We start from the raw sequence: 13156 nt of genomic DNA, 5'->3' as shown, positions 1-13156 counted from the left end.
TCAACTGAACACCAGTTGAACGGCATCATCACCAAAAGCAAATTTCAGTTCTTGCAGTTGCTCATCGGTCGGATTAATTGCCCAGCGCTGCGCTAATTGAATATCGCAGCGAGCGACCGAATTATGGAAATCAAGTACCACTGGGCATCCGTTTTCCATCGTTTGCAAAAGGCCGGTTAAACGCTGACAGAATTTCTCGTCGGCACCTTCGCCATCCACGCGCACACGCAACGCTTTAGCGTAATTCAAACGGGCTTGGCTAATTTCCATAGCGCTACGTCCCGTCGCTTTTAAACCGCCGGAATAGTTGTCGTGACTTACCATGGCTTCAATGACGAGTACCTTATCTAAGCCGACCACCTCACGAACGTTGTCGTAGATATCAGAAAACAAAGCAACTTCAACCCGTGCTGTCCGATCGTCTAGGGTTACAAAACACATATTGTCGCCGCGTTTATTTTTCATCAAACGCATATCGACCACTAAACCCGCTAATTTTTGTGGCCCTTTTTGTTCTTGCAGATGTGATAGTTTGGTGGGCACTAATTGGCGCACTTCACCTTCGTATTCATCAAACGGATGACCCGATACGTATAAACCTAAGGTGTCTTTTTCGCCTTGCAGACGCTCTTTTAACGTCCAGTCGCGCAGGTAACGATGACGCTCATAAACGTCGGTGGTATCGGCTTCTTCGGCCTGCACTTCGCCAAATAAATCGACCATTCCCGCGGCTTCGTTGGCAGCCGACTGCCCAGCACTTTTAATGGCATCTTCAACGCTGGCCATTAATACCGAGCGCGGTGCAGTTAATTCTAAATTTTCAAAGGCACCGCAACGCACTAACGCTTCAAGCACACGTTTATTCAATTTTTTGCCATCCACGCGTTGGCAAAAATCGAACAAACTTTTAAATGGCCCGCCTTCTTCACGTGCGGCAATAATGGCATCAATTGGGCCTTCACCTACGCCTTTCACTGCACCTAATCCATAAACAATCGCACCGGATTTATTCACGGTAAAACCAAAGAAACTTTGGTTCACATCAGGCAGTACGATTTCTAATCCCATCTCGCGACATTCTTCAACGAAGATCACCACCTTGTCGGTGGTTTGCATATCGGAGGTTAATACCGCCGCCATAAAGGGCGCTGGGTAATGCTGTTTTAGCCACAGCGTTTGATACGACACCACGGCATAAGCGGCCGAGTGCGATTTGTTAAAACCATAACCGGCGAACTTTTCCACCAAGTCGAAGATTTTCATCGCAAGATCAGGATCTACCCCAACCGACACAGCACCATCGCGGAAGGTATCGCGCTGCTTGGCCATTTCTTCGGGTTTTTTCTTACCCATCGCACGGCGCAGCATGTCAGCGCCGCCAAGCGTGTAACCGGCCAACACCTGCGCAATTTGCATTACCTGTTCTTGGTAAACAATAACGCCATAGGTTGGCTCTAAGGTTTCTTTTAAGCTGTCGTGTTGAAAATCGGGGTGGGGATAAGCAACTTGAGCACGACCGTGCTTACGGTTAATAAAGTCGTCCACCATGCCCGATTCCAATGGGCCGGGACGGAACAGTGCCACCAAGGCGATCAAGTCTTCAATATTGTCCGGCTGTAAGCGCCGAATAAGATCTTTCATACCACGGGATTCCAACTGGAATACCGCCGTGGTTTGCGCCTTTTTTAGTAAGGTAAACGAGTCAGCATCATCGAGCGGAATTAGGCTGATATCAATCGGCTCTAAATCTTCTTCTGCGCGCTTAGCATTAATGGTTTCTAACGCCCAATCAATAATGGTGAGGGTACGCAGACCCAAGAAGTCGAACTTAACTAAGCCCGCTTCTTCCACATCGTTTTTATCAAACTGGGTAACTAAACCGGTGCCATCAGGTTCGCAGGCGGTGGCAGAAAAGTCGGTTAATTTCGTGGGTGCAATCACCACACCACCGGCGTGTTTACCGGTTTGACGGGCAATACCTTCAAGCTTTAACGCCATTTCCCAAATTTCTTGGGCTTCGTCATCGTCGTTAATAAACTCGTCGAGTGCGGCTTCGGTGCTGCGTGCTTTTTCTAGCGTCATGCCCGGATCACCGGGAATCAGCTTGGATAATTTATCGGCTAAACCAAACGATTTACCTTGAGCACGCGCCACGTCACGCACCACCGCTTTCGCTGCCATGGTGCCGAAGGTCACAATTTGCGATACGGCTTCGCGACCATAGTTATCCGCAACGTAAGCAATCACCTTTTCACGATCTTCCATGCAAAAGTCGATATCGAAATCGGGCATGGATACACGTTCAGGGTTTAAGAATCGTTCGAACAGCAAATCGTATTCAAGTGGATCAAGGTCGGTGATTTTTTGCGCATACGCCACCAGCGAGCCAGCACCCGAACCACGGCCGGGGCCAACCGGAATACGGTTGTCTTTCGCCCACTGAATAAAGTCCATTACGATGAGGAAGTAACCAGGAAATCCCATCTGAATAATAATATCCAGCTCGAAATCCAGTCGATCATCGTAAGGTTTACGTTTTGCCGCGTAATCAGGATCATTTTTATCGAGCAAAATTTCTAAGCGATCTTCCAAACCTACCTTAGAAATTTTACGGAAGAAATCCGCTTCATCCATGCCCGCAGGAATTGGATAATCCGGCAAAAAATACTTACCTAATAGCACTTCAACCGAACAGCGTTTGGCAATTTCTACGGTATTTTCAATGGCCGACGGAATGTCTTTAAATAGGTCGATCATTTCGTCTTCGGAGCGGAAGTATTGCTCTTCGCTGTATTCACGCGGACGACGTTTATCACCTAAAGTGAAACCCTGACCAATGGCAACGCGGGTTTCGTGCGCTTCGTATTCATCGCGTTTTAAAAAACGTACGTCGTTAGTTGCCACTAACGGCACCTGATAACGTGCTGCCATCGCTAAACCCGCCTTAACAATGGCGTCTTCGCCTTGGCGGTTAGTGCGCTGTACTTCAAAGTAGAAGCGGTCGCCGAACACCTCCATGTATTCTTTCACCAGCGCTTCAGCTTCGGCCACCTTGCCTTTAATAATACGCTGACCGACATCACCGTCACGACCACCGCTGAGCAAAATCAAACCTTGATTACTTTCTAACAGCCATTCACGTTTTAGCATGGCCTTATCAAAATGCTGGTTCTCGGCATAACCACGAGAAATCAGTTCGCGCAGGTTAAGGTACCCATCAGGATTCATGCACAAGGCTGCTACTCGAAAAGGCGCATGGCGATCGTCTGGATTTTCGAGCCACAAATCCGCGCCTAAAATAGGCTTTAGACCCTCACCCAAAGCACCTTTATAGAATTTCACCAAGGCATACATATTGGCTTGATCGGTGAGCGCAACGGCAGGCATACCATTAGCCGACGCAGCACCAATTAGCTTCTTAACGCGAATGGTACTGTCGTAGAGTGAATACTCGGAATGTACGCGTAGATGTACAAATCGATTGGCCATGCTTGTGTGTCCTGACGGGCGGAAAGGGGTCATTGTATAGGAATAAGAGCAAAAAATATTTACCCAAGCCTAGCTTGCCTCCCCTTGCAGAATAGGGCCACCCCAGTGCAGACTAGCGCCTCGTTTTTTTACCTCTGAAGTGTCTATGCGTATCGCAATTTTGTCTCGTAACTCTAATCTATATTCAACCCGCCGCCTGAAAGAGGCCGGAGAGTTAAGGGGTCATGAAGTCGATGTTATCGACACACTCCACTGCTATATGGACATCACCAGTAACAAGCCTACCGTGCGTTATAAAGGTGAAGCCTTGCCCGCGTATGACGCAGTTATTCCGCGTATTGGCGCGTCCGTTACCTTTTATGGCACTGCCGTGGTTCGCCAGTTTGAGATGATGAACACTTTTTCGATCAACGAATCGGTTGCTATCAGCCGCTCCCGCGATAAATTGCGCTCGCTGCAACTGCTATCACGTAAAGGCATTGGCCTGCCGCGTACAGGTTTTGCTCACCGCCCAGATAACGTCGAAGATTTGATCAACAACGTCGGCGGCGCTCCGCTGGTTATCAAGCTATTAGAAGGTACTCAAGGTATTGGGGTCGTGCTTGCCGAAACCCGCAAAGCCGCCGAGAGCATTATTGAAGCTTTCATGGGTTTAAACGCGAACATATTAGTACAAGAGTTTATCAAAGAGGCGGGTGGCGCGGACATTCGCTGCCTAGTTGTTGGTGGCAAGGTTGTTGCAGCAATGAAACGTCAGGGAGCCGAGGGTGAGTTTCGTTCTAACTTACACCGTGGCGGTACGGCTGAAATCGTCCGCTTATCTCCAGCAGAACGTAAAACGGCAATTGATGCGGCGAAAGCCATGGGCTTAAATATGTGTGGTGTCGATATTTTACGCTCGAACAGTGGCCCCGTAGTGATGGAAGTAAACTCGTCACCAGGCTTAGAAGGTATTGAAAAAGCCACCGGAAAAGATGTTGCCGGTATGGTTTTCGAGTTTTTAGAAAGCGCCACGCGCACATCTGCTCGTAACGCTACCCGAACCAAAGGCCAAGGTTGAACATGACTGCAACAACAGCTTCTTCATTAGTGATTGCCGGTACTGAGATTTTACCTGGCACAACGCATAAGTTAGAGCTGGCTTGCACCAAACTGTACACAGATACCACGATTGGCATTCCTGTCTTTGTAAAACGCGGCAAACGTCCGGGGCCAACCCTATTTTTAAGCGCTGCCATTCACGGTGACGAACTCAATGGCGTCGAAATTATCAACCGTGTTATTCATAGCAAACGTTTAACCAACTTACGCGGCACCCTGATCGCAGTACCGGTAGTTAACGTTTATGGGGTGATAAGCCAAAGCCGTTATTTACCGGATCGACGCGACCTTAACCGTTCTTTTCCCGGCTCGCCGCGCGGCTCTCTGGCAGCACGTTTGGCTCATACCTTTTTAGAAGAAATTGTTAAGCAAAGTGATTACGGCATCGACTTTCATACCGGCGCGATTCATCGTACCAACTTACCGCAAATTCGCGCCAACCTAGATGATGAAGAAACCTCCGAACTGGCCCATGCCTTTGGGGTTCCCGTGTTATTGAATGCCAACTTACGCGATGGCTCGCTACGCCAATGCGCTGCAGAAATGGGTACTCGTATTCTATTGTACGAAGCCGGTGAAGCGTTGCGCTTTGATGAACTCTGCATTCGTGCAGGCGTCCGTGGCACCTTCGATGTCATGCGTCATCTGGGTATGATTCCTAAAAGTCGCAGTAAACGTAATGTCATCGAACCTGTTATTGCGCGCCATAGCTCTTGGGTACGCGCCACCGACAGCGGTTTCGTTAATCACCACAAAAAACTAGGCGACTGGGTTGTTAAAGATGACCTATTGGCGACCATTAGCGACCCCTTCGGTACGATATTGGATACCGTAAAAGCGAATAAAGAAGGCATCATCATCGGTAAACAAAACATTCCTTTGGCGCAAGAAGGCGAAGCCATGTATCACATTGCTTACTTCCATGAAGAAGCTGAAGATATCGCTGAAACCATTGAAATGATGCAAGACGATTTACTCCCCGACGGCGGCTAAGCGCTATTGAGATTGCGCTAACACACTGTTTCAGGCGCGTTAGCACTTTGACGAAACCCTTCAACTTGCCTATATTGCCGCCCTCACCGCGCATTATCAGCGATACTCTGCGGTGAAATCGTTCTCGGGGCGGGGTGTAATTCCCCACCGGCGGTAAAGAAACTCAATTTCCAAGCCCGCGAGCGCCCACATTTTATAGGTGTGGGGTCAGCAGATCTGGTGAGACTCCAGAGCCGACGGTCATAGTCCGGATAAGAGAGAGCGTGCAAGACACTAGTGATGCCATCATTGGCTTCGCTAATGCCTGCCCGTTCGCCCTGATTCACCTTAGTATTTTTAGGATCAGTGATGAATCAGAGCTCAACGAACACAATCAATCGCGCCGAACAGCGCATTGCCTTTATCCACGCGTCTTGGCACGCTGAGATCGTACTGAAATGTCTTGAAGGCTTTACTGCCGAGATGGTTAGTCGCGGATACAAGGCCGACAATATCGCCGTTGTCGCCATGCCTGGCGCCTATGAAATTCCGCTACAAGCCAAACTATTAGCCAAGACAGGGCGCTATGCTGCCATTGCTTGCAGCGGCTTAGTAGTCGATGGCGGTATTTATCGACACGATTTCGTCGCCCAAGCGGTATGCACTGGCTTAATGCAAGTACAGTTAGAAACCGAAGTACCAGTATTAACGGCCATTTTAACGCCACATAACTTCCACGAACACGACGAGCACAAACAATATTACAGTCGTCATTTTGTACTAAAAGGACAAGAGTTAGCCAACGCGGCTGATGGGGCGATTACGGCGAAAGCCAATATTGCTCAAGGATAACTGCAGATAACGTAAGAATTCACAGGGATGTGGGGCTTTGCTTTTTGCTAGCCATAGATTATGCCGTAAGTTCTCGGTTACGACGGATTGATATGAATACCCGTCATCTGTTCTATACGATGGCACTCACGACAAATTTCTTTGTACAAGCGCTCGGCGTCGTCCTCTTCACCATTAAGCTGCACTGCACAAGTCTCCACATCATTCCATTGAACTGCGGTCAGGCGTTTTGGTTCTCGTAGTGCCCTTACCCAATGCTTGATCAATTTGTTTAAACCTTGACTCATTACTTTCTCTTCATCGCGTAACGATTGCGTCGTAATCACGGACAATGCCGAGAATGCGTATTTACAGTCAATGACTGCGCCAAATTCGAATGAAGTGTAGCAGCTGAATTCAAACCTGCTTTACGAGAAAACGTCGCAATATGACAATTTTGAGCATTGTTTACGTTTGCTGGCCGTACCTGAGTGTCAAACGCTATACTGATGGCCAATTTTATCCAGCAAACAGACGTTATGAGTAAAAAGCGCCGCGACATCCCGCAATACCAACTGCCCATCATCGAGACTCACTTTCACCTCGACTACCTCAAAGACGGTAGTTCAGACGAAATATTGAATGCCGCTCGGGCCATTGGGGTAGAACACTTTATGACGATTAGCGTTACGCCCAGCAATATGCCAACCGCCATGGCGCTAGCTCATGCTAATAACGATGTCAGTGCCACCTTAGGCGTGCATCCGCACGATGCGGCAGAATTTAACGACGATACCGAAGTATTTATGCGCGCCAATTTACGCGACAACAAGGTGGTTGCTGTCGGTGAAATTGGTCTCGATTATTACTACGACCATTGTGACCGCGATGTGCAAAAAGCCGTATTTAAACGCCAACTTGCGCTTGCGGTAGAGTTCGAAATGCCCGTGGTAATTCACACCCGCGAAGCTGACGACGATACCATGGCGATTTTGCGAGAATACGCACCGCAAATGAAACGCAAAGGTGTTGTGCATAGCTTCACCTCTGGCATGGAGCTGGCAAAAGTCGCGGTAGAGTTAGGTTTTTGCTTAGGTATTAACGGTATTGTGACCTTTAACAAAGCCGACAACGTACGAGAGGTGGTTGCTGCTACGCCGCTGGAGCAATTACTGCTCGAAACGGATTCACCCTACTTAACCCCTATGCCCTATCGTGGTGTCGAAAATGCACCTAAGTATTTACCATTTATTGCTGAGAAAATTGCAGAGGTAAAAGGCATAACGGTAGAAGCGGTATTAAAACAAACTTACGCAAACTCATTGCGCGAATTTTTTTAAAAGCGCGACTAGCAAAATAGGATTTAAATACTAAGTCCTATTTTCTTTCGAGTTAGCGCAACTCGTGCTCTAACGGTGCTTGTATATGTTCTATCACAATTTGTCGTAATGCCTCTGCGGCATCTCGCCCAGGAATTGCCTCAGCAATTTTAATCGTTTTAGTACCATCCGTTACCACGAGGGCGTAATATTCCGTCTTCACACCTGTGTTCGTTGTTGATGTCACCCCTAGTTTTAACGTTATTTGACTAGGCGAGGTAAGCACTCCCTCGCGTCGATACAAGGCTTTGCCAAAAAAGGTTCTGACCATACGAACCCGACTGACACCAATGGCAACATCTAAACCACGTCCAATATAAAATATTGAATAGATTAAACTCGCCAAACCGATAAAGAAGAAAATAGGCGCCATTAACCAGAGCATTGCTTCGCCTGCCAAAGCCTCACGAAACAAAAAGCCACCGGCAATAGCGAATACCACACCGCATACGAAAAATACTAAGCCATTAATAAAATGTCGCCCCCAACGACTTTCCAACGTTAGATCCCCAGCAAGGTGACCTATTTTAATATTTTCAATGGCAGTTGCTTCGGCCTCTCTTTGTTTCATTAACCGCGACGATGCTAAATGTTCTGCTGCAATATCAAGACTTGTTAACACCGTACCCGTGCTCACCGGTATCGTCCAAGTACGTTCAAACTTAACGACGTGCTCTTGTTTATCCTTAGCGTAAGCTTGTACCGCATTCCCAGAATTACTTTGGCGTTTAACGACAACCTGTCCGTCACAATGCACCTGCCAATCAACTCGACCGCGTTTTTTGTATCCTTGACCACTGACGGGTAATTCGCTCGGAACATCAAACACAAAGCGCATATCCCCAGCGCCCTCGTTTGGATTATTCCAACCGCGAACATACTCCTGCCAAACAACATCATGGTGAGTTGTACTATTTTTTCCGCTCCCCGTGCGATATATGTGAACGCATGACAAACGAATTTTAGGCGGTTCAAGCCAATGCCCATGCGCTAAAGCAAACTTAGCGCCGACTTGCCCACCGACACACCCTGGACTTGGATCGAGAAACATCGGGGTTGGTCCTATGAGTTTATAGGTACTGCGACCGATAAAACCCTTACGAATAAAAAAACCACCAAATAAAGGAAATACTAATACGGCTAAGATGAGTACATTACCCTTCTCTAATTCGCTTGGAATGGCCAGTATCGCGGGGGTAGGTAACAGCGCAAAAATAACACCAAACCACAACATGAACGTATCCATGATTTTTTGATCACTAAGAATACCAGCGTCGATATTGGTAGTGCTTGAGCGCTTTTTAAAGAAATTTATAGACTTCATAATATCCCATAGCTAAATACCAAACGGTAAATACAGATCTAGAAATATTAGAGAGTGTAACGCAGAAATATCAACAGGAGGGAGTGTCGACTGGCCCCTCAGAGGAAGGAGCCAGTGATCTAAAAGTTAGCTGGCAGAGCTAGGACGCGGTCCGCGCTGCGAGCGGCGCGGGCGAGATGGTGCAGCGCCATCTTTGCTCGCCGACTGGCCAGAACGATTGGCAGGTTTGCCATTCGCTGGTTTTTTCGGCGCGTTGTTATTACGTGGAGCAGAGTTATTACGCGGCGCGCTATTACTACGCTCACCCTGCGCCGATGACGACCCAGAGGATTGCTTCGGCTTCTTAGGCTTGCGTGGTGCTTTAGGGCGCGACAAAGGTAACGGCGCCTGGGGCGCGAAGCCTTCTAATTCGCGACGTTCTATTGTGCGACCAATTAAACCTTCAATACCTTCTAAATCTTCTAATTCTTCTGCACACACCAAGGATAATGCTTCACCACTGGCACCAGCACGGCCAGTACGACCAATACGGTGCACATAATCTGCAGAAACGTTCGGCAGTTCATAGTTCACGACATGCGGTAGTTGGTCGATATCCAAACCACGTGCGGCAATATCCGTCGCCACTAACACACGAATTTCGTTACTCTTAAAATCTGCCAGTGCGCGGGTACGAGCACCTTGGCTTTTATTGCCGTGAATCGCTGCGGCTGTAATGCCAGCATCTTCGAGCTGTTTAGTTAAGCGATTCGCGCCATGCTTAGTACGAGTAAACACCAACACTTGATGCCAATCGCCTGCACTCACCAATTCAATCAAGGCTTTCGATTTACTGCCTTTATCAACCGGCACCAACCACTGTTCAACATTATGTGCAGTGCTATTGCGCGGGCTGACATCGATTTCCACGGGATTATTCACTAAGCCTTTTGCTAGAGCGCGAATCTCGGCAGAAAACGTTGCGGAGAACATTAAGTTCTGGCGGTTAGCAGGTACTTTGGCGAGAATCTTCTTGATGTCGTTGATAAAGCCCATGTCGAGCATGCGATCAGCTTCATCTAATACCATGAACTCAACTTCGTCGAAACGAACGGCATTTTGCTGATACAAGTCGAGCAAACGCCCCGGGCAGGCAACCAAAATATCAACACCACGGCGCAGAGCAATCATCTGTGGATTGATCTTGACGCCACCAAAGACGACGGCCGAACGTAGCGGTAAGTATTTACCGTAAGCTTTGATATTTTCGTCGATTTGAGCCGCTAATTCGCGCGTTGGCGTCAGAATTAAGGCACGTATGCGGTTACCCGATACCCGTTTGCCGTTATCTAGGCGTTGTAATATTGGCAGTGTAAAACCAGCGGTTTTACCGGTACCTGTTTGTGCTGCGGCCATAACGTCACGGCCCTGCAATACGGCAGGTATGGCCTGAGCTTGGACCGGAGATGGGATGGTGTAGCCTTGTTCGGCAACGGCTTTCAGCAGCGATTCAGATAAACCTAAATCGGCAAATTGGATTTCAGACATAATATTCTCTGGTGCGACTAGCGCAGATGGGTATGCCAGAGAGGAGAAAAAACCAAATTGGCACGAGGAAGGCGCGGGACTGTACTGCAAACAGCCGGTAGAGTCCAGTAAACAAGGGCACTTGGGCATTATGACATCGGATTATTTAGCCGCGAAAACGCAGATCAGAAGCGCTAAAAAGTCCTTGGTTTAGAAAATACCCTTGCAACAAGCAAGAAGAGTTGGGCGTCAAAGCGTATACTGTGCGACTGGCGATCATTTTATACGGCCTTTGCTAGGTCGTGCGTACACCTCTTTACCGGATGCTCTATGAAAAAGAAGACGACCAAACGAGAAGTCCGCAATCAATTGAACGAGGAAATTGAACAGTTTCTACAACAGGGTGGCGCTGTGCGCGAAGTCGCCCGTGGCGAATCTGGCTTAGTCGATGGCCGCTACCACGAACGCTCAATGAGCTTTGATAAACGCCAAGAACGCACGCCTGTCGATGATGTTCTCAAAGCCATAGATCAACGCAAAGAAGCCAAGCGCAGTCGCCCTGCACGCAAGGCTCCTCCTCGCAAAGTACCTAAACAAAAAGTGATCTACGACGACTTTGGTGAACCGTTACGTGTCGTGTGGCAAGACGAGTAAACCCAAATGCTAGAAGAACCTCTCGCACTCATTATTGCTGTTGCAGTTTTTGTGTTTGGTCTGGTATCGCGCCGCATAGAGCAAGTGGCTCTCACTGCGCCCATGCTGTTCACTGGCTTAGGCGTTTTAATCAGTCCTTTATTACTCAATTTATCTGAGCATGACGTTAGCGCTCAAGGCCTAAAAACCATTGCCGAATTCACCCTGATCTTGATTCTTTTCACCGACGCAAGTCAGATTGAACGCAAACACTTAGTGCAGTTCGAGATTCTACCGATTCGCTTACTCGCAATCGGCCTACCTTTAACCATTATTGCTGGTACTTGGGTTGCCCATACATTACTCGGCATTAGCTGGCTTTCTGCAGCGTTACTCGCGGTTATTCTGACTCCCACCGACGCCGCCCTTGCTCAATCTATTTTTGATCATAAAGAAATCGATGAATCATTACGTCATTCGGTATCGGTTGAAAGTGGCTTAAACGATGGCTTGGCGCTACCAGTTTTATTACTTGTATTAGCGTTAATTTCCGCGGGCTCTATGATCGAATTTGACCATTGGCAATGGCTTGGTTTCTTTCTGCAGCAAGTACTACTAGGAACGGTGGTTGGCATTGCCGTGGGTCGACTAGGCGGTTATTTGGTACAAACCGCATCAGAAAGCAGCTTAATGTCACCGGTTTACCAGCGACTATCGTCTCTCTCTCTTGCAGTACTCGCTTATACCGTGAGCGAAGCTATTGGAGGTAATGGTTTTATTTCTGCCTTTATGGCGGGGTTATTTCTACAATCACACCGCACGATTGTGATTCAACGTCTCAAGGAATTTGGCGCCGCTGAAGGCCAACTACTCAGCCTGCTGATGTTCTTTTTATTCGGCCTTATTTATATCCCCGAGGCCTTACCCTTAATTGATGGCTACACGGTCATTTATGCCTTACTGAGCCTCACAATTATTCGCATGATTCCGGTATTTATTAGCCTTTTAGGTTCAGGTTTAAGCTTCAAACAACAAAGCTTTTTAGCTTGGTTTGGACCGCGCGGTATTGCCAGTATTTTATATTTATTACTGGCCGTCGATGAACTGGGTTTTGCCGATAAAATAGATCACTACCCGCAGCTTTTTGCCACTACAGTAGTCACAATATTCATGAGTATTATCCTGCACGGCTTGTCTACACAGCTTTGGAGCAGACTCTTCAAAACGTAAGTTATTGAGCTGAATATCGATTTTTTTGGCTGTAGATAACGTACACGCCTGCGACAAACAAGACCCAAAGTGACGATAATAAAACAGCGTGATAATGCCAGTATTGAAACACAACGGAGCCGACAGCTGCGCCACCTAAGAATGCAAATAAGATCGCACTCTGCAATTTCAACTGGGTTTTTAATAAGCCACGACCGGCAAAAAAATTACCTAAGGTAGAGCCAATGTCCGATACTATTCCGGTTAAATGGGTTGTACGAATAACTGACCCACTGTAAGTGGCGACCATAGCATTCTGCAAACCACAGGCTGCAGAGGCACATAATTCGGCATAAAACGCGCCTTGGCGAAAGCCGTACCAAGCAAGCGCTAAAAGAATCGACTCTAATAACAGCGCAACCCCATAACGACGCCCCATACGCAAAGCTTCGTTACCGACAATCGCACCGCTGATAATAGCACCAAGTAAAAAGCAGATGACGATCAACCCGGTATTGGCCAAGGTTTGCCAATGACCTCTCACCAAAGCGTCTGCGGCAATAGTCGCCGTCCCTGTCACATGCGACACCGCATTATTTGCAAAACTGAGTAAGGCGACGCTATTAATAAAACCGGCGTTTAACGCTAATAAAACGCTGCCAAGAATAATCCATATTGGTAACCGGTGAATCACAGCATCTCCTTGGTTCGA

11 protein-coding genes and 1 riboswitch are annotated in these 13156 nt (G+C 47.8%); of the genes, 6 read left to right on the top strand and 5 right to left on the bottom strand.

What is annotated here, in order from left to right; genetic code table 11:
- Positions 1–3489 carry a DNA polymerase III subunit alpha gene (gene dnaE, locus TOL_RS03610; protein ID WP_015485918.1) on the bottom strand — a complete coding sequence of 1163 codons (3489 nt, stop codon included), beginning with the start codon at positions 3487–3489 and terminating at the stop codon, positions 1–3.
- A gap of 145 nt (positions 3490–3634) precedes the next feature.
- On the opposite strand from dnaE, the gene rimK reads away from it, so the two are divergent.
- The 3 genes from rimK to TOL_RS03595 all read left to right on the top strand — a co-directional run bounded on the left by rimK (position 3635) and on the right by TOL_RS03595 (position 6414).
- Positions 3635–4549: a 30S ribosomal protein S6--L-glutamate ligase gene (rimK, locus tag TOL_RS03605; RefSeq protein ID WP_015485917.1), complete on the top strand. Its 915-nt coding sequence runs from the start codon at positions 3635–3637 to the stop codon at positions 4547–4549.
- A gap of 2 nt (positions 4550–4551) precedes the next feature.
- Complete coding sequence (locus tag TOL_RS03600) at positions 4552–5583, top strand: succinylglutamate desuccinylase/aspartoacylase family protein (protein ID WP_015485916.1); 1032 nt, start codon at positions 4552–4554, stop codon at positions 5581–5583.
- 116 nt (positions 5584–5699) lie between these two features.
- Positions 5700–5850: riboswitch (FMN riboswitch) on the top strand.
- Positions 5851–5931: 81 nt separating this feature from the next.
- Positions 5932–6414, top strand: coding sequence for a 6,7-dimethyl-8-ribityllumazine synthase (locus TOL_RS03595; protein ID WP_015485915.1), 483 nt, complete (start codon positions 5932–5934; stop codon positions 6412–6414).
- A 77-nt stretch (positions 6415–6491) separates the two neighbouring features.
- Here TOL_RS03595 and TOL_RS03590 read toward each other — a convergent pair whose 3' ends face one another.
- Positions 6492–6740, bottom strand: a complete 249-nt coding sequence (locus tag TOL_RS03590) for a hypothetical protein (RefSeq protein WP_015485914.1) — start codon at positions 6738–6740, stop codon at positions 6492–6494.
- 162 nt (positions 6741–6902) lie between these two features.
- Here TOL_RS03590 and TOL_RS03585 point away from each other — a divergent pair, with 162 nt between their 5' ends.
- Positions 6903–7733 carry a TatD family hydrolase gene (locus tag TOL_RS03585; protein ID WP_015485913.1) on the top strand — a complete coding sequence of 277 codons (831 nt, stop codon included), beginning with the start codon at positions 6903–6905 and terminating at the stop codon, positions 7731–7733.
- 52 nt (positions 7734–7785) lie between these two features.
- Here the strand turns inward: TOL_RS03585 and TOL_RS03580 are convergent, their stop codons facing one another.
- On the bottom strand, positions 7786–9096 hold the full coding sequence (locus tag TOL_RS03580) for a hypothetical protein (RefSeq protein WP_041588390.1): 1311 nt from the start codon (positions 9094–9096) through the stop codon (positions 7786–7788).
- 126 nt (positions 9097–9222) lie between these two features.
- Positions 9223–10614 carry a DEAD/DEAH box helicase gene (locus TOL_RS03575; RefSeq protein WP_197537916.1) on the bottom strand — a complete coding sequence of 464 codons (1392 nt, stop codon included), beginning with the start codon at positions 10612–10614 and terminating at the stop codon, positions 9223–9225.
- A 318-nt stretch (positions 10615–10932) separates the two neighbouring features.
- Here TOL_RS03575 and TOL_RS03570 point away from each other — a divergent pair, with 318 nt between their 5' ends.
- Positions 10933–11256 carry a hypothetical protein gene (locus tag TOL_RS03570; RefSeq protein WP_015485910.1) on the top strand — a complete coding sequence of 108 codons (324 nt, stop codon included), beginning with the start codon at positions 10933–10935 and terminating at the stop codon, positions 11254–11256.
- 6 nt (positions 11257–11262) lie between these two features.
- Entirely contained in the window at positions 11263–12465 is a 1203-nt protein-coding gene (locus TOL_RS03565) for a cation:proton antiporter (protein ID WP_015485909.1), read from the top strand.
- Between the two features lies 1 nt (position 12466).
- On the opposite strand, the gene TOL_RS03560 is transcribed toward TOL_RS03565, so the two are convergent.
- A complete protein-coding gene (locus tag TOL_RS03560; protein WP_015485908.1) occupies positions 12467–13138 on the bottom strand; it encodes a YoaK family protein in 672 nt (223 codons plus the stop codon).
- Between the last annotated feature and the right edge of the window lie 18 nt (positions 13139–13156).

The organism is Thalassolituus oleivorans MIL-1, assembly GCF_000355675.1.
GTDB lineage: Bacteria > Pseudomonadota > Gammaproteobacteria > Pseudomonadales > Oceanobacteraceae > Thalassolituus > Thalassolituus oleivorans.
This window is presented reverse-complemented; position numbering and strand designations above follow the sequence as displayed.